At 58.6% G+C, this 15,722-nt stretch carries 17 protein-coding genes; 9 read left to right on the plus strand and 8 right to left on the minus strand.

The features are described from left to right. Positions 1 to 172 precede the first annotated feature (172 nt). Positions 173 to 793 carry a heme NO-binding domain-containing protein gene (locus AB4Y89_RS22515; protein ID WP_442303187.1) on the plus strand — a complete coding sequence of 207 codons (621 nt, stop codon included), beginning with the start codon at positions 173 to 175 and terminating at the stop codon, positions 791 to 793. Positions 794 to 796: 3 nt separating this feature from the next. Here AB4Y89_RS22515 and AB4Y89_RS22520 read toward each other — a convergent pair whose 3' ends face one another. The 3 genes from AB4Y89_RS22520 to AB4Y89_RS22530 are packed head-to-tail and all read right to left on the minus strand — an operon-like array spanning position 797 to position 2,461. Continuing rightward, positions 797 to 1,888 carry a DnaA N-terminal domain-containing protein gene (locus tag AB4Y89_RS22520; RefSeq protein WP_442303188.1) on the minus strand — a complete coding sequence of 364 codons (1,092 nt, stop codon included), beginning with the start codon at positions 1,886 to 1,888 and terminating at the stop codon, positions 797 to 799. Beyond that, a complete protein-coding gene (locus AB4Y89_RS22525; protein WP_442303189.1) occupies positions 1,889 to 2,278 on the minus strand; it encodes a helix-turn-helix domain-containing protein in 390 nt (129 codons plus the stop codon). 3 nt (positions 2,279 to 2,281) lie between these two features. Next, positions 2,282 to 2,461, minus strand: coding sequence for a hypothetical protein (locus AB4Y89_RS22530; RefSeq protein WP_147649922.1), 180 nt, complete (start codon positions 2,459 to 2,461; stop codon positions 2,282 to 2,284). An 81-nt stretch (positions 2,462 to 2,542) separates the two neighbouring features. Here AB4Y89_RS22530 and AB4Y89_RS22535 point away from each other — a divergent pair, with 81 nt between their 5' ends. Beyond that, entirely contained in the window at positions 2,543 to 3,253 is a 711-nt protein-coding gene (locus AB4Y89_RS22535) for an XRE family transcriptional regulator (protein WP_442303190.1), read from the plus strand. A gap of 438 nt (positions 3,254 to 3,691) precedes the next feature. Beyond that, the gene (locus AB4Y89_RS22540; RefSeq protein ID WP_442303191.1) at positions 3,692 to 4,216 is read left to right on the plus strand and encodes a hypothetical protein; all 525 of its coding nucleotides are present in this window, start codon (positions 3,692 to 3,694) and stop codon (positions 4,214 to 4,216) included. A 110-nt stretch (positions 4,217 to 4,326) separates the two neighbouring features. Here AB4Y89_RS22540 and AB4Y89_RS22545 read toward each other — a convergent pair whose 3' ends face one another. Further along, positions 4,327 to 4,662: a PadR family transcriptional regulator gene (locus tag AB4Y89_RS22545; protein ID WP_442303192.1), complete on the minus strand. Its 336-nt coding sequence runs from the start codon at positions 4,660 to 4,662 to the stop codon at positions 4,327 to 4,329. A gap of 375 nt (positions 4,663 to 5,037) precedes the next feature. Continuing rightward, positions 5,038 to 6,507, minus strand: coding sequence for an FAD-dependent monooxygenase (locus AB4Y89_RS22550; protein ID WP_442303193.1), 1,470 nt, complete (start codon positions 6,505 to 6,507; stop codon positions 5,038 to 5,040). A 220-nt stretch (positions 6,508 to 6,727) separates the two neighbouring features. Here AB4Y89_RS22550 and AB4Y89_RS22555 point away from each other — a divergent pair, with 220 nt between their 5' ends. From AB4Y89_RS22555 to AB4Y89_RS22570, 4 genes are all read left to right on the plus strand, one after another. Beyond that, positions 6,728 to 7,141: an FAD-dependent oxidoreductase gene (locus AB4Y89_RS22555; RefSeq protein ID WP_442303194.1), complete on the plus strand. Its 414-nt coding sequence runs from the start codon at positions 6,728 to 6,730 to the stop codon at positions 7,139 to 7,141. After that, positions 7,138 to 7,563, plus strand: a complete 426-nt coding sequence (locus AB4Y89_RS22560; RefSeq protein WP_442303195.1) for a hypothetical protein — start codon at positions 7,138 to 7,140, stop codon at positions 7,561 to 7,563. Before AB4Y89_RS22555 ends, AB4Y89_RS22560 begins: the two co-directional genes overlap by 4 nt. After that, positions 7,553 to 8,092: a DinB family protein gene (locus tag AB4Y89_RS22565; protein WP_442303196.1), complete on the plus strand. Its 540-nt coding sequence runs from the start codon at positions 7,553 to 7,555 to the stop codon at positions 8,090 to 8,092. Before AB4Y89_RS22560 ends, AB4Y89_RS22565 begins: the two co-directional genes overlap by 11 nt. Before the next feature lie 477 nt (positions 8,093 to 8,569). Beyond that, positions 8,570 to 9,097 (plus strand): nuclear transport factor 2 family protein, encoded by a 528-nt coding sequence (locus tag AB4Y89_RS22570; RefSeq protein WP_442303197.1) that lies wholly within the window; start codon positions 8,570 to 8,572, stop codon positions 9,095 to 9,097. A gap of 314 nt (positions 9,098 to 9,411) precedes the next feature. On the opposite strand, the gene AB4Y89_RS22575 is transcribed toward AB4Y89_RS22570, so the two are convergent. From AB4Y89_RS22575 to AB4Y89_RS22585, 3 genes are all read right to left on the minus strand, one after another. After that, positions 9,412 to 9,810: a YciI family protein gene (locus AB4Y89_RS22575; protein ID WP_442303198.1), complete on the minus strand. Its 399-nt coding sequence runs from the start codon at positions 9,808 to 9,810 to the stop codon at positions 9,412 to 9,414. A 173-nt stretch (positions 9,811 to 9,983) separates the two neighbouring features. Beyond that, the gene (locus tag AB4Y89_RS22580; protein ID WP_442303199.1) at positions 9,984 to 10,337 is read right to left on the minus strand and encodes a YciI family protein; all 354 of its coding nucleotides are present in this window, start codon (positions 10,335 to 10,337) and stop codon (positions 9,984 to 9,986) included. 130 nt (positions 10,338 to 10,467) lie between these two features. Then, positions 10,468 to 11,730 carry an RNA polymerase sigma factor gene (locus AB4Y89_RS22585; protein ID WP_442303200.1) on the minus strand — a complete coding sequence of 421 codons (1,263 nt, stop codon included), beginning with the start codon at positions 11,728 to 11,730 and terminating at the stop codon, positions 10,468 to 10,470. Positions 11,731 to 11,868: 138 nt separating this feature from the next. Here AB4Y89_RS22585 and AB4Y89_RS22590 point away from each other — a divergent pair, with 138 nt between their 5' ends. Together AB4Y89_RS22590 and AB4Y89_RS22595 are read left to right on the plus strand one after the other, a co-directional pair. Continuing rightward, positions 11,869 to 12,237 carry a PadR family transcriptional regulator gene (locus AB4Y89_RS22590; protein WP_442303201.1) on the plus strand — a complete coding sequence of 123 codons (369 nt, stop codon included), beginning with the start codon at positions 11,869 to 11,871 and terminating at the stop codon, positions 12,235 to 12,237. 2 nt (positions 12,238 to 12,239) lie between these two features. Then, positions 12,240 to 14,903, plus strand: coding sequence for an ADOP family duplicated permease (locus tag AB4Y89_RS22595; protein ID WP_442303202.1), 2,664 nt, complete (start codon positions 12,240 to 12,242; stop codon positions 14,901 to 14,903). Positions 14,904 to 15,722: the final 819 nt, after the last annotated feature.

Here is a 15,722-nt window from a genome sequence, read left to right on the forward strand (position 1 = left end):
GTTGAAAAATATGGATGTAACTCTCTTGTCATTGCCGCTTATATCGCCGGGTGCCCCACCCTCGCAACGCTAGGGTGGGCTAGGACCGCCACCACGCTATAAGCCCTCTAAATCACCCCCAAATCTTTCGTACCGTGCCCATGGTTCGATTTGCTCCAACCTCTCTCATCCCATGCCTCCACCCGCCGATGAGGCGAAGAAGTATCCGAGGGAAGTAGCTGTGAAGGGCATCCTATTTAACTGGCTTGAAGAGATCGTCACCGCAGAGTTCGACTCTGATGTGTGGGACGAGCTGTTGGATCAAGCCGGCAGTGATGGCATCCATGCCTCGTTCGGCAGCTATCCGGACGACGAGCTGATTCGCCTGGTGCAGGTCACTGCCACGAGCCTTGGCAAGACCGAAGTGGAGACCTGGCGTTGGCTTGGCCGCCGAGCTGCGCCTCTGTTGGCCATCCACTATCCCATAGTGTTCGCAGCGGCAAATACACTGCGGGATCTGTTGCTCGATCTGGATGTGGAAACGATGAACATGTCAGAGGTCCTCCCGGATTTCACCGTTTGCGAGGGCGACAATCAGACGCTGCTGGTGGGCTACAGGTCACCCATCAATCTCTGCGGACTGGTCGAAGGCCTGACCCAGGGCGCAGCAGAATACTTCGGCGATGTCATCGAGATCGACCGCCTGAAGTGCGCCAATCAGGAAGATGAAACATGCCTGTATCGCGTGCGCTTCCTGAGCTCAGACCACGAACCTCTTGATGTAGACGATTCGAAGTTCGTCCTATTTCTGTAATTCCTATCCTCCACCATCTCCAAAGATTATCCGTATGGACGGAACAGTGTGGGGGAGGAAGCGTTTGAATTGAAACCGGTCAGGCACCTGTCCAAACGCTTCATTGGGAGCAACCAGAATCAACTGCGCGTCTTTGATTCCGGCAGTTCCCAGCGGCTTGATCCAGGTATCGAAGCTCTGACTGTCGAGCGACTCCTGCAGTCGTGACCGCATCGACTGCCAGACGGTATACCCGGCATTCGCGTTCGCGCCCTCAAGGAGCTCGAACTCCGCCTTTCGTCGCTCCGCCTTTGCCCTGGCTTCCTCGTCAATCTCAGACTGCCGGTAGACACCAACCGTGGCTTGACTGGTGACTGCTGAAGAGGCTCCGTCCTTCCACGGCCACAGCGTTGCATCGCGCCAGTGTCCTTCGCCGAAGAAGCGTGCCGGTCCCCAGGTGATCTGCAATCGCGGCCGTGCCTGGTTGAAATGGCGGAAGCTCTCGACGAGCGTCTCTCGCAGCTTCTCCGGCGCCGCGCCTGCCTGGAGTTCAAGCTTGCAGACATCAGTGAGGGTGCGGAGTAGATCGTCTCCGGAGAGTCGCAGCTCATCGAGGACTCCACGAGCTAAACCGGCGGCGTCAACGCGTGGCCGTCCGCGTTGCTCCCTTCCTTTCCTTTCCCCTTCCCTTCCTTTCCCTTCCGCTGGTGCATGCGTCAGGGAATCTTTGTCCGCGTCCTGCACGCGTGGCTCACGTGTGGGGGACACGTTGTCTAACTGCGGAGGAGGCGGAAGCACGCTCTGCGACTCGCGGTTATTGATCACCTGGTGCCTGTCCCACGAGGGGATGACGCCGTAGCGTCTGCCGTCCACCTCGTAGGTGTTGAGGAAGCCACGCGTCTCCAGCGCGTCGAGCACCTGGGCAAAGTCCACCGGATCATGCGGAAGTACATCGGTCTTCAGCGTTCGCGGCTTCCACTCGAAGCGACCGTCGCGGTCGGCCACGGTCCACAACCCGGCGAAGGCGATGCGGACGGGAAGCCCAGTCTCCTGCTCCAGGTCGAAGAGGTCCTCATGTTTGAAGAAGTCGGGTTTGATGGTGCGGATACGCGCCATTTACACCATCCCTTGTTTCTGCAGGAAGCGCTCGAACTGCGGCGCCGGTGCGAAGAGCACATGCAGCGGAAGATTCAGCGCCTTGGCATAACGCTCCAGCGTTTCGAGCGTGACCCGCGAGCGTCCCCGCTCCATCACCGAGATGAACTGCTGCGAGACCTGGGCGCGTTCTGCCAGCTCGGGCTGGCTGAAGTGCCGGCAGCGCCGGACTAAGCGCAGGCGCGTGGCCATCAGGCTTGATGCGGCGACTGTTTCTGGCTGTTCAGGTTCGGGCGGCGGCGAAGGAGGCAGAAGGTCTCCGCTGCAGCGGCGGCAGCGCTGGGTCTGAGTCATATATTGCTGCATGCGGCAGCGGGTGCAGCGGATGATCTCGCGGGAGGATGTTTCCACGGTTCAGGCCTCCTCTTGGTCGAAGAGCTCCGGATGAAGCTCGTATTTCAACTGCATCAGGCGCTTGGGGGGCAGCGGCGCATCGCTGGGCCACTGGGAGACCGCGGCTCGGCTCACGCCGAAGATCCGGGCCATCTGCGCTTGGTTGATTCTCAGCAGGGTAAGCGCCTCTTGTTTCGTCATAGAGAGACGATAAGCGTACTAACCAAATTAGTCAATAACTCTAATCGAAAATTGTGCAATTCTATGCTAAGTTTGATTAACATGCAGACCTTTGGACATCGGATTCAGGCGTTGCGGCGAGAACTGGGTTATTCGCAGCGCAAGCTGGGAACGCTGATCGGCGCCACCGGGCCGACGATCTTCAACTGGGAGTCGGACACGACGCAGCCTGACCGCATCCGCCGCTCTCTGCTGGAGTCGGCGGCAGAGGCGCTGAACACCACCGTCGACTACCTGATCTGGGGCAAAGGCGACGCTCATCCGAACGAGCCGTTTCCCATGCAGCGCGTCCGCGCCGAGGATGATGGTGAATATCAGGATGACGACGAGGGCGAGGTTCGCATCCCGGTCTACGACGTCCGCCTGCAGGCCGGCCCCGGAGCACAGCCGCCGGAGTTTATCGAGACCCTGGAGCGGCTCACCTTCAAGAGCTCCTGGCTGCGCAAGAAGCGCCTGCGTGAAGCCGACCTGCGCATCGTTACGGTGGAGGGCGACAGCATGGTTCCCACACTGTGGGGCGGCGACAAAGTCGCGGTAAATATCAACCAGCGCAACGTCGTCGACGGCCGCGTCTTCGCGCTTGCCTACGGCAACGACCTGCGCATCAAACGCCTCTTCTGGCTGGCCGACGGCCGCCTGCGCATCGTCAGCGACAACAAGGCCTACGCCGAAGAGATCGTCAACAGCGAAGAGATCGACCGCGTCGTCATCATCGGCCAGGTGATGCACAAGATGGGGGAGGGCGGGTTATAGCCCGCCTGTTGAATGGTTGAATTGTTGAATAGTTGAATGGTGCGCGGGCGATTGAATGATTGAAGAATTGAATGATTGAATAAGGCGCCTATCGGCGCCGGGATCTCCGTTGCCCCATTCTTTGTCGAAGACAAAGGTCCGCCCCGCCTGGGTGCCCCGTCCTCGCAACGCTAGGGCGGGCGGAGAAGCCACGACTCTTTCACCAATCGCATCCACAATATTTCGTCAGAGCTTGGAATTCGTGGCTCCTGGAACCCACCCTAGCTCCGCGAGGGTGGGGCACCCCGGGAGGGGAGAATTGATAAAAATATCGCTTAGCGCTCTTGCTAAATTTGATTAGTATGGTTATCATTTGTTTATCGCGTTTATCGCAATGCTGATAAGCGCGATGTACACACGATGCCTGTGCTGGCACATCCCGACGCGTTGGAGCGGCGAATGGCTGCCTGGGAGGCTGAAGCCGGTTGCCTATGGCGCAGCTATCTGGAAGCCGACCGGCGCCGGGCGGTGATCCTGGCCCGCTACCGCTCCACCTGTTGCGAGCGCGAGCGCTACTGCCACTGCGATCTGCAGCTCTTCGGAACCGCCGAGGAGAAGGAGGCGGTAAGTGCTCTGGACGCTGCGGCGAAGGATGTGCTGGCACGCCGCATCGTGTACTGCCGCAGACTGGACCGCGCCCGCCGCGTCCTCGCACAACGCAACCGGCCCAGTCTGCGGCTTCCAAGATCTTCTTCAAAGGAGTGCAGAGTCTTTATGCCAGTTATCGGTCTTCGCGTCGTCGGCCTGGAGTCATGGGAGCCACAGGAGTTCATCGCCTCAACCCGCATCGTGCGCGACAGCGACGCCACGGACGCTCCGTCTCACGAACTACTGAACGGCCCCAACCTCTCCGTACCGGAAGAAGAGTTCCGAAGCCTGCGAGTCGGCAGGACGTACCGGATCCAGTTGGTGGAAGCGAGCTGAAAGTAGTTGCTAGTTGCTGGTTCCTGGTTGCTAGTTGAACTCCCATACACCGTTTGGGCACCCAGTGTGTGGGTTCTCGATGAGAAACATGCTTGACACCAGAGTGGCTGTTACGCCTCTTGGCGGAGAAGCCTGGCTACGGCGGAGGATCGCCGGTTCCAGTCCTCTTCTTCCAACTCCAACTGTTTCCTGCCCGCGCGCGTAAGCATGTAGAACTTCGCACGGCGCGAGTTCTCGGTGTTCTTCCACTCTGCATCGAGCCAGCCGGCACGTTCCAATCGCTGCAGCGCCGTGAGAAGGGAACCGGGGTTCACCTTGAACACTCCGCGGGAGACCTGTTCGACGCGGCGGGCGATGCCGAAGCCGTGCATCGGCTCGAGACTCAGAGTCTTCAGGATCAGCAGGTCGAGTGTGCCCTGGATGACATCGGTGTTCTGCTCAGTCATGGAACCAAGCTTGGCAGCTTCACGTCTTGATTGTCAAGATGTGATCGTCATGGGGACTTTGTCCGCCGTGGCAGGGTGGTAGGGGATAGATTTGACCTCAGCGGCTAAAGCCGCATTCCTTTCTGCGCCGGTACGGCATGGCTGAAGCCATGCCCTTAAGCAAGACTAAAAACCCGTTCGCGCAACGCGCGAATGCCTTGCTTAAGGGGACGGCTTCAGCCGTCCCGTATCAGCCCCAACAACAGCCGGCTTTAGCCGCTGAGGGCAATGTATCGGAGAAGATACCGAAGTTCGCCGAACCCACATCTGGCGATGAAACCGCCAGATATGGGGCACCCAGTCTGTACCTTGTTGAAATTAATCTGAACCTACACGCTACGCTTCCGCAGCAGGTCCAAACCACATCGTCAGTGCATCAACGAGTCCCTCTTGCGTCGAGTCTCCCACCCAGGCCACATATCCATCGGGACGCACCAATACGGCAATGGGAGCAGTGACGACTCCGATCACCGGAAGTTCCCACGCACCCGTGTACTTCGCATCGACCAACTGAACCCGATCCTTCCACGGAGCGATGTCGAAGCTGCCTTCACCGAAATTAATCAGCACCGGCTGGGCATCGTGCAGCAAAGTGAAGACCCGCAACGAGCCATTTGCGGTGACCAGATCAAGATCAGGCATACGGCGGCCGAGCAGGGGATGTCCTTCGCCGAGGTTGTAATGGACGTCGAGGCCCGATACCTCCGCGGCCATTCGTACGCGCGGTTCGTCCATGCGGAGGAACTGCGAGACGTACTCAGCCAGGGCCTTCGAGCGTTCGTCCTGACGGCGCAGCGCGACATGCGCCATGGTGTTGCGCAACACGCGAGCAGCGACCGGGTGACGCTCGGCGTGATACGTGTCCAACAGGTGATCCGGCGAGATCCGCTTCACTACCTGGGCGAGCTTCCATCCCAGATTCATCGAGTCCTGCACGCCGATGTTCAAGCCCTGTCCGCCCATCGGGGGATGCACGTGGGCAGAGTCGCCGGCCAGCAGCACTCGTCGATCGCGATAGGTCGCAGCCTGCCGTGTCATATCGGTGAATCTCGAGACCCAGTTAGGACTATGAGCCCCGAAGTCGGTCCCGTAGATTCCGATCAGCGCTTCACTCACATCGCGCAGTGTCGGTTCGCTTGTACCCACCTGCGGTTCGGTGAGTACGACACGGGCGCGTTTTCCATCGTCAAGCTTGCCGATTCCGTGAATGCCGACGGCGTTGTTGCGGAAGCCCCATGCCGGCTCCTCGGTCGTCTGGATCTCGGCGATCAGCCAGCTTGTCGTTGCATCCGAGCCGGGGAACTCGATGCCAGCTGTTTTGCGGATCAGGCTGCGGCCTCCATCACATCCGACCAGATACTCCGCCCGCAGCGATCCGCCGTCGGAGAGCATGACATCGACGCCGGTATCATCCTGCGCGAAGCCGGTCACGTCGCATCCGCGATAGATCGGTACATCCAGCTCACAGATATGTTCGGCGAGGATGCGTTCGAAGTGGTTCTGCCATAGTGCGAGCGTGTAGTTATGCCGGGAGGGGAGATCGCTGACCCGCAGAGGAGTTTCGTGGAAGCTCATCATGTCGTGCGGTTGGCCCTGTGCGATGAACCGTTGCGCGATTCCGCGCTGGTCCAGCACCTCGATCGTCCGCGAGTGCAGGCCGCCTGCGCGTATCCCCTCAAGCTCCTGGCTGGTGCGCCGCTCGACAATGGCGACATCGACACCCGCCAACGCCAGCTCACCTGCCAGCATCAGTCCCGCCGGACCTCCTCCGGCGATAACTACTGCATGCGATCCATTCGATTTCATATCCATTTTGCCTCCCAGGTTCTGAGTACAGCCTGCCGATTGTGCGGCAAAACCCGGGCCTTGCGGCAAGCCCCCCGGCCTGCGATATCCTAAGAATGGGAAGGAGGGGCGATAGCCTCTCCTTTCTCTTTTCTGTTTAAAACCCCTACATCGCGCTCCGCTTATACCGCATAAGAATTTGCGAATTCCAATGCCGACGATCTCGGCCTAGTGTCGAGTCATGGACACGCACGACGCAGCAACAGCACCGATCGCAATCATTGGTGGTGGAGTGAGTGGAGCTCTCACGGCCTATCACCTCATCCGCCAAAACCCGAAGGTTCGCGTCGTTGTAGTGGATCCCGGCACGTCGCCTGGACTTGGGTTGGCCTATGCGACACCAAGCTACAGACATCTGTTGAACGTGCCGGCTGGCAAGATCAGTGCTTTGCGCGACGAGCCCGATCATTTCCTGACGTGGCTGCGAGCGAACCATGATCCGCACGCGGAGCCCATGATGGCGCAGCCCAAGACCTTCGCACCGCGTGCCGTCTTCGGGAGATACATTCAGTCGCTGCTGGCCTCTGTCTCCGGGATCGGGTATCTCCGCGCCAAGGTGGTCGATCTAAACTCGCGCGAAACAGAGCGATATTGACCTGCCACGACGGCAGAACGCTGGAAGCGCGAGCCGTCGTGCTGGCGTTGGGTAATTTCGATCCGGCCCCACTTCCCGGCATCGCGCAGCAGGCGCGGACGGCCGGTGTCTACCGGCATAATGCCTGGGCTGCTGACACCTTCGACCGGCTCGATCCGGAGGCCCCGGTCACCTGTAGGGAGCGTTGGAGCATTTCGGAACTTCCTCATGCGGCAGGCAAACGATATCGCGCCGAGACGCACGAAGAAATAAGCGGAGTGAGCGGTGCGCTTCCGGGCTACCTGGTAACAGGGGACATGTTCTGCGAGTACAATTCGGTTCACACTCATCCAATGGTTCTCGGTCAACATACGAGCACATTCGCCGCTAAATCCGAACCGCCTGCACGCGCAGGTAGAAAGAGTACAAATCATGAGACATAACAGAATCGCTTCGCTTGCGTGTGGGCTCTTCCTTGTTGTCGTTCTCGCCGCTTCGGGTCTTCGTGCCCAAACGGCCGCCGCACAGCCAGGCTTCCAGAGTGCGTACGCATCGGACGCAGATCGGCTGTCCGGAAAGTTCGTCGGCCTTGCCGGAGCAATGACCGGCAAGTATGACTGGAAGCCGGGTCAGGGTGTTCGCTCCGTCGGCGAAGTCCTCAACCTGATCGTGATGGAAAACGGAATGCTCACCCGCGTGATCACAGGCGCCGCTGCTCCGTCAGGCCCCAAACCGGAGCCGATCACCGACCCCACCAAACTTCAGGCCGCACTGAAGAGCTCGTATGCAGATCTGCAGAAGGCCATCAGCGGCCTCTCCGACAGCGACCTCAGCGCACCGGTTAAGCTGTTCGGCAGGGACATGACCAAGCAGAGCGCGATTATGTTGCTGCTCTCAGATCAGCATGAGCATCTTGGCCAGTCGATCGCTTATGCCCGCATGAATGGTGTCGTGCCACCGTGGTCGAAGTAGTTGATAGCATCTCTGCGCCGCGGATGCGGCGCAGAGATGGTTGGTGTTAGTAGGTGTATCGACAATTTCGTTTCTGTGTTTGGTTAGGGTTTGCCGGTCTTCCTAACCCACCCTAACTCTGTGAGGGTGGGGTACCCGGGCGAAGAAACGAGAAGCAGATTTCTCCGCTGCGCTTCGAAATGACAAAGCAAAAGGTGCCTGGCTCCGAGCGCTGAAGGCGCGCTCTATACCAGCCTGGGGCAACGCCCCAGGTCTCGGATAGTTAAGAGGTTTGAGGGCTGAAGGCCCGATCTATAATCCTCACGCGAAATCGCTGAAGAATTCTTGCTCGGGACAGGAAAGGCCGGGCCCAGGTCCCTTGAGGGACCCGGGGCACCCGGTGCATGGGTATCGCGAATATGTCGATACCCATTGAACTTTAGCGGCTCCAACTGCGTAATGCCTTCTATTCGTCGCAGGGAACAGGGAGGACCGCCCATGCAGTTCGTGATACCGAAGTCATTCCTGTACCTTCTGCTGCTGGGTTCGACCGCAGCTTTCTCCCAGACCGGATCCCAAACCGAACCATCCAAGCTGTTCGAGACGATGCAAAACCTCGATACGCAGTTGTTTGATGCGGCGAATCACTGCGACTACGAGAAGCTGACCGCGTTGGTAGACGAGAATCTCGAGTTCTACCATGACCAGGGCGGCCTGATGCAGGGCAGGCAGGCCTTTCTCGACTCCGTCAAACACAACACCTGCGGCGTGATGGTTCGCGAACTCGTGCCCGGAAGTCTGCAGGTCTACCCGGTCAAAGGCTATGGAGCGATCGAGATGGGTGTCCATCGCTTCCATCACCCTGGCCACGAGAAAGAGTTTCCCGCAGCAAAGCAACTAGGCATGACTCGCTTTCTCGATCCAGGTGCGGATGAGTGGCAGGTAGGAGAAGCCAAGTTCCTGCATATCTGGCAACTGAAAGACGGAAGCTGGAAGCTGACACGTGTCGTCAGCTATGCCCATTAGGGTGCGAAGGGAATGGCTGTGTGCCGGACCGCGGTTGGTGAAGGCCAAGGCAGCGCAGAATAAACAAGGCCTGGAAGAGTAGACCCTCTGTTTCTATTCTTCATCGAGAGATGGAACTTTTTCTGTTCGCGCAACGCCCGAATGCCTTGCTTAAGGGCATGGCTTCAGCCATACCGTACCGACGTGAGAAGGAACGCGGCTTTAGCCGCTGAGGCACGTTTATATTCTGATCGCCCTCAGCGGCTAAAGCCCGCTGCTCCCACCAGTTTCTATCTCAGGTCAACATAATTTGCCGATACGCCTTAGAGCCATCTTCAGTGAGCAGTGACCCGCCGTCGCTGCTCACTTGCCTTGACGATTTCGCTCATATCTCCGGCTGGCCGAATCTCGAAACTGTTGCCATACCTCAGCGCCGGATGCTGGCCGATGAGCTGTACAGCATGATTCATATCTCTCGCCTCAAGGATGAGGATGCCGCCGAGGTGTTCCTTGGTTTCCGTATAGGGACCATCGGTCGTTGCCACTCTGCCGTTCTTCCAGGACAAGGTCAAAGCGGTTTCCGGACCCTGAAGTGCTTCGCCACCGGCCCAGTGCCCGTTGGCTCGCAGATGGTCGTCGTATTCAAAGCATGTGTCGAACATCGCGTTTCGCTCGGCATCAGTCATGCCATCGAATTTGTCTTTGTCGTAGTAGCCAAAACATAGGTATTTCACAGTTCTTCTCCTCTTGCTTCCGCCTTCACTGAGGGCTATAGAGCGGGCCTTCAGCCCTTTAATTTCTATGGGCCGTAGACCTGGGCGTTGCCCCAGGCTGGTATAGAACGCGCCTTTTCACCCCAATGAACACGTTCATTGGGGACCCCGGCCTTTGGTGCTTAGATCTGTGGCTACGGGGCAGGAAAGAAAAGAAGCTCGCGCACCTCGCCGGGCACATCGCAGACGATGGCGGCCTTCTTCGCCCATGCGAGTGCTTCATCCAGATTGGCGGCTTCCAGAATCCAGAATCCGCCCATGTGCTCTTTGGTCTCGATGTACGGTCCGTCGGTGATGAGTACCTTGCCGTCCGCCTGCTTCCGCAGCGTCTTTGCATTGGCAACCGGGGCAATACCGCAGGCGAACTTCCTGGCGCCGGCTGCAATCATTTCGCGGTTGAGCGCGTGGATCTCTTCCATCATCGCCTCAGTTACGGTGGACGGGTCGAAGTTATCGGGAAGGTAGTTGCAAACCATATATTGCGGCATGACTTTTTTCTCCTTGGTCTCTGTGGCTCGTTTCCCATTCACTCAGGAAACCGCAGCGCATCGTTCTTTTGCCCTATAGTCGTTGGGGAGACGGAAATTCGACAGCCGTTCCGATTTTTATTTCAGTTTTTTATTTCAACTGCCGAATCCGCTCCTGCAGGAACTGCCGCTCCGGTTCCTGTTGAGTCAGCGCCAACGCCTTCTCATACGAAGCCCGGGCTTCAGCTGTCTGGCCCAGTCTGCGGTACATCTCGGCACGGGCGGAGTGCGCCAGGTAGTAATTCGCCAATTCGCCCTGCTTTAACACCGCTTCGACCTGCGTCAGACCAGCCTCCGGACCATCGCACTCGGCAATGGCCACGGCGCGGTTGAGATACACAACCGGTGAAGGCTGAATCCGCACCAATTGGTTGTAAAGCGCGACAATCTGCCGCCAGTCGGTCGCAGCGATCGATTCCGCCTCCGCATGAACGGCCGCAATCGCAGCCTGTAGTGTGTAAACGCCGAAGCGGCGGGAGCTCAGGGCGCGCTCCACCAGTGCCACTCCCCCGGCGATCTGCTCCCGGTTCCAGAGCGAGCGGTCCTGATGTTCCAGCAGGATCAGCTCTCCGGTCGGCGAGGTCCTTGCGGCGCGGCGGGATTCCTGCAGCAACATCAGGGCAAGCAGCCCCATACTCTCCGGCTCTGGCTGAAGCTCCATCAGCAGCCGTCCCAATCGAATGGCTTCGCCGGTGAGTTGGGCCCGCGTGACCTCGGCTCCCGCCGCAGCCGAATAGCCCTCATTAAAGACGAGATAGATGACCTGAAGCACGGCGTTCAGCCGCTCCGGCAACTCCTGCGGCGCCGGCACCTCGTAGGGAATCCGCGCTTCGCGAATCTTTGTCTTGGCACGCACGATGCGTTGGGCCAGCGTTGCCGGCGTCACCAGAAATGCCCGGGCAATCTCCTCCGTGGTCAGGCCGCAGATCTCCCGCAGAGTGAGCGCAAGCTGTCCTTCCGGAGCCAGAGCGGGATGGCAGCAGGTGAAGATCAGACGCAGTCGATCGTCCTCTATCTCTTCATCCGCCGCCTCGCCACTTCCGCCCGGTTCGTCATTGACGCGCGACTCCATGTGGACAACTAGATCTCGCTGCGCTCCATCGAAGCGCGCGCGACGGCGTATGGCGTCAATGGCCTTGAAGCGTGCCGTTGAAATCAGCCAGGGACGCGGGTTGTCCGGAATGCCGCTCTTCGGCCATGTGTCCAATGCGGCAGCGAAGGCCTCATGCATCGACTCCTCGGCCAGGTCCAGGTCTCCGAGCAGGCGCACCAGTGTCGCCAGAACCCGGCCCGATTCGGAGCGGTAAAGAGTTTCAATGGTCCTGCTGAGTTGTTCGGGCACAGATGACGGCATGTACGCCAACTTAACAAACGGAGGCGCCGGAGGCAACTGCCCTGGAATTCATCGCTTACACCTTGTGAATAAGTGCATAATCGCCGACGTTCAGACTCGTGTTGACATTCTACCCAAGCAAGCGGATACTTGGGCAGAATGTCGACCCGAGAGAATAACGACGAACGAATTGCCCTGTTGCAGGGCACCCTGGACCTGCTGATCCTCAAGAGCCTTGTCTTCGGTTCGTGCCACGGTCAGGGGATTGCGCGATCGATTCAACGGCAATCGGAAGATGTCTTCCTTGTCGAACATGGGTCGCTTTATGTCGCTTTGCAACGGCTGGAAGACAGGAAGTGGATTCGCGCCAAGTGGGGCGTAAGCGAAAACAATCGCAAAGCGCGGTTCTACTCGCTTACCGAGAAGGGGCGCGACCAGCTGACGGAAAAAACGAGTGAATGGCGGCGGCTGACGCGAGCAGTTGGGCTGATTCTGGATGCAAATCAGCCGCGGTCCGAGGAGGGATGAGTATGTTCAGGCGCAAGCGCACTGCGAAGGATTTTGCAGAAGAGATTCAGGCTCACATCGAATTGGAAGCCGAGGAGTTACAGCGTGAGGGCCTGAGCAAGGACGCTGCGCACTGGAAGGCAAGGCGGAATTTCGGCAGCGTGCGTGCGGCACAGGAGAAGTTTTACATGCATGGGCGCTGGATATGGCTGGATAAATTGCTGCGCGACCTCAGGCATGGCGTCCGCTCCCTGTTGGAAAGCCCAGGGTTCACCATCACGGCCATCGTGACGCTTGCGTTGGGCATGGGTGCAAACACGGCCGTCTTCAGTGTGATGAATGCGGTGTTGCTGCAGTCGCTGCCGGTAGCCGATGCCGATCGACTCGTCTATCTGCATACCTCGAATGCCCCGCGCGGGACCGGCACGATCGATAGCACGCAGACCTTCTCCTACCCGGTCTACGACGCCCTGCGCAAACAGGCTGGCGGAATGTCCGCAGTGATCGCATACGTCCCGCTATCGGGAAACAAAGTGGCAGTTCGCTACGGATCGGAACCGGAAGAGGCCGAGGGCGATATGGTGAGCGGCGCCTTCTTCTCTGGCCTGGGTGTCAAGTTGCAACGCGGCCACGGGTTTACGGAACAGGACGAGAAGGACCACGCGCCGATAGCCGTCATCAGCAACGAGTATTGGACCCGGCGTTTTACGCGCAATCCGGATGTGCTGGGTACGACGCTATACGTAAACGGCATTGGCTTCACCATCGTTGGTATTGCTGCGAACGGCTTTGAAGGTCTGGAGGCCGGGAAGTCGACTGATTTCTGGGTGCCCTTACAGAATCGGCCCGAGCTGAATGCATGGGGAAATCCGCCCGAAGATGGCAAGGCATATATGGCCAACCCGACGTGGTGGTGTCTGCGGCTGATTGGGCGGCTCAGCCCGGACGTCACAAAGACACAGGCCGTGGCGCAGTTGCAGCCCGTGTTTCAGACAGCAGCTTACATCGGTCTTGGCTCACCGATGGCCGGCGAGCAGAGGCCAACCTTAAGTCTCGTTGAGGCAAAAGGATTCCCTGGATATGCCGAGCAGTACGGCAAGCCTCTGCGGCTGTTGATGGGCATGGTTGCGCTGGTATTGCTGATCGCGCTTACGAACGTTGTGATGCTTCTGACGGCGCGCAATACAGGCCGGCAGCGGGAGTTCAGCATGAAGCTGGCCCTGGGCGCAGGTCGCGGTGACTTGCTGCGGCAACTGCTGACGGAAAGCCTGCTGCTCGTGGTGGCGGGAGGAGTCGTGGCCTGGACCTTCGCTGTTTTCGCGACCAGGGCACTTGGCGCCTGGGCCCAGATCGAATCGAGCCTTGCTCCGGACGGAACGGTTCTGCGTTTCACTGTGGCTGTTCTGACATTGGCGATCATTCTGTTTGGACTGGCCCCTCTTCGCATCGCTCTCGCAGCAGCGCCATCGCTCGCTCTCAAGACCTCCGCAGCGACCTCTGCGACCGATACAGGAAAGTCGCGTGCTGGCAGGATCATCGTCACGCTTCAGATGACCTTTTGCGTTGTTCTGCTCGTCGGTGCTGGACTTCTGTTTCGCACGCTGCGCAATCTCGAAAACACTTCGCTTGGGATGAAGGTCGATGGTCTTGTCGTCTTCGGGGTGAGTCCGCATATTAAGTCGCTTCCCCAGGGCAGAGAGTTCTACCGCGAGCTGATCGGAAAATTACGGGGACTTCCCGGCGTCGAATCCGTAACCATCATGGAAGAGCGCCTTGGGGCATGGTGGTCCGATAACAGCGACATGATGGTTGACGGCAAACTGCCGGAGGTTGCAAATGGAAGTTCGAGAACGGTTCGCAGTAACGTAGCCGGCCCAGGCTTCTTTACGACCCTCGGAGTTCCCGTGCTTGAAGGCCGTGACTTTGCCGATTCCGACACACCGGCTTCGCCTCACGTCGGCATCATCAACGAGGAGTTCGCAAAGCGCTTCCTTCCCGATCAAAACCCACTGGGACATATCATCGGTCCTGATAACGGGATGTATCAGATGACTATTGTCGGCGTGGTGAAGAATCATAAGTACCGCAGTATTGATGAAGAGCCGATTCCCATGGCCTGGTATATGTATGCGCAGATTCCCATCATTGGCAAGATGGAAGTGGAGATGCGTGTGCAGGGAGAGCCGCTTGCCATTCTGCCTTCGGCCCGCAGAATGGTACAGCAGTTGGATCCGAATCTTCCCTTGATTCAGCCGATAACCCAGCGCGCCCAGTATGATTTGACGATCTCGAATCAAATGCTCTTCGCTCGGCTCGCCGGGTTCTTCGGACTATTGGCGGTCGCATTGGTAGCGACTGGGCTCTACGGCACGCTTGCGTATCGAGTGAACAGGCGAACGGCAGAGATCGGAATACGCATGGCGATGGGAGCCGGACGAGGCCAGGTGGTTTGGATGATTATTCGGGACTCTCTGGCCCTCACCGCAATCGGGGTCAGCCTGGGCATTCCGCTAGCAATGCTCGTGGGGCGAGCTCTGGACTCATCCCTGTACGGAGTGAAGCCGTTGGACGGGGCAAGCTATTTCCTCGCGATTACCGCGGTTGTGTGCGTTGCGCTTGCAGCGAGTGCGGTGCCCGCGCGGCGCGCCGCCAGTATCGAACCGTTGACTGCCCTGCGAACAGAATAGTTTTGCGCCGCCGGCTGACGACTTTGGCGCAATAGGCCCACCCATCAGGTTTCAATGGTTGATAGGCTATCTGCCATTCGTTTGGCGTTTAGCGATTGCCCAGCGCTTCCTGAGCCGCGGCCCATAGGAAGTGGAGATTGTTGATCGTATAACCCATGGTTAAACCATTATCCCTTCCATGGCATCGCACTCGACAGAGCGCTGTTCATGTCTCACGATGACATAGCGAGCATAGACCAAGGTGCATCCCCACAAAAACACGCTGCCAAATTGATCAGGAACGCGGGCCACATGCTCCGATCGAGTGAGCCGTCGCCGCTTAAGACGGGTGAAGGATGCTGGGTACGCCACCAGCGAATGCTCATGAAAACAATTGGGATATCAACACCCGCGAAGATGCTCAGCACTGCTGCGATCACCGGGAAGGGGAATACAACATCCTGGATGCAGCTCGGGGGACGCGATCCCCTAAACCAATCGCTCTATCTTCGGTCGAAGACGGTGATGGCCGGCTATATTTCAGCCTCCAAATCTGTAACCGTTGCGCGGCGGCGCAACCATTTCGCACCGAAGGTGCGAATGCCTTGCTTAAGGGGACGGCTTCAGCCGTCCCGTCCCCGCACTGAAATGCATGCGGCTTTAGCCGCTGAGGTACCGAGGCTATGCCCTCAGCGGCTAAAGCCGCGTCCCAGTAGAGATCTGTGCAGCCTGGGAGATAGGTAACAGTTTAGACCGGGCAGATGGGTAACACTTTTTGCTCGGTAGGTTTATGTATCTGAGTTTTTTTGATCTCAGGTAGTGGTGGAGGCGGTGGGAATC

The sequence above is a fragment of the Terriglobus sp. 2YAB30_2 genome, from assembly GCF_052114765.1.
In the GTDB taxonomy this organism is placed as follows: domain Bacteria; phylum Acidobacteriota; class Terriglobia; order Terriglobales; family Acidobacteriaceae; genus Terriglobus.

Bases quoted from the DNA above. Each gene is read 5' to 3' on its own strand.
- AB4Y89_RS22545 (WP_442303192.1), bottom strand. From the start codon at position 4,662: ATGACTGAGCAGAACACCGATGTCATCCAGGGCACACTCGACCTGCTG.
- AB4Y89_RS22550 (WP_442303193.1), bottom strand. From the start codon at position 6,507: ATGAAATCGAATGGATCGCATGCAGTAGTTATCGCCGGAGGAGGTCCG.
- AB4Y89_RS22530 (WP_147649922.1), bottom strand. From the start codon at position 2,461: ATGACGAAACAAGAGGCGCTTACCCTGCTGAGAATCAACCAAGCGCAG.
- AB4Y89_RS22590 (WP_442303201.1), top strand. From the start codon at position 11,869: ATGTCGACCCGAGAGAATAACGACGAACGAATTGCCCTGTTGCAGGGC.
- AB4Y89_RS22535 (WP_442303190.1), top strand. From the start codon at position 2,543: ATGCAGACCTTTGGACATCGGATTCAGGCGTTGCGGCGAGAACTGGGT.
- AB4Y89_RS22515 (WP_442303187.1), top strand. From the start codon at position 173: ATGCCTCCACCCGCCGATGAGGCGAAGAAGTATCCGAGGGAAGTAGCT.
- AB4Y89_RS22595 (WP_442303202.1), top strand. From the start codon at position 12,240: ATGTTCAGGCGCAAGCGCACTGCGAAGGATTTTGCAGAAGAGATTCAG.
- AB4Y89_RS22565 (WP_442303196.1), top strand. From the start codon at position 7,553: ATGAGACATAACAGAATCGCTTCGCTTGCGTGTGGGCTCTTCCTTGTT.
- AB4Y89_RS22580 (WP_442303199.1), bottom strand. From the start codon at position 10,337: ATGCCGCAATATATGGTTTGCAACTACCTTCCCGATAACTTCGACCCG.
- AB4Y89_RS22555 (WP_442303194.1), top strand. From the start codon at position 6,728: ATGGACACGCACGACGCAGCAACAGCACCGATCGCAATCATTGGTGGT.
- AB4Y89_RS22520 (WP_442303188.1), bottom strand. From the start codon at position 1,888: ATGGCGCGTATCCGCACCATCAAACCCGACTTCTTCAAACATGAGGAC.
- AB4Y89_RS22585 (WP_442303200.1), bottom strand. From the start codon at position 11,730: ATGCCGTCATCTGTGCCCGAACAACTCAGCAGGACCATTGAAACTCTT.
- AB4Y89_RS22570 (WP_442303197.1), top strand. From the start codon at position 8,570: ATGCAGTTCGTGATACCGAAGTCATTCCTGTACCTTCTGCTGCTGGGT.
- AB4Y89_RS22540 (WP_442303191.1), top strand. From the start codon at position 3,692: ATGGCTGCCTGGGAGGCTGAAGCCGGTTGCCTATGGCGCAGCTATCTG.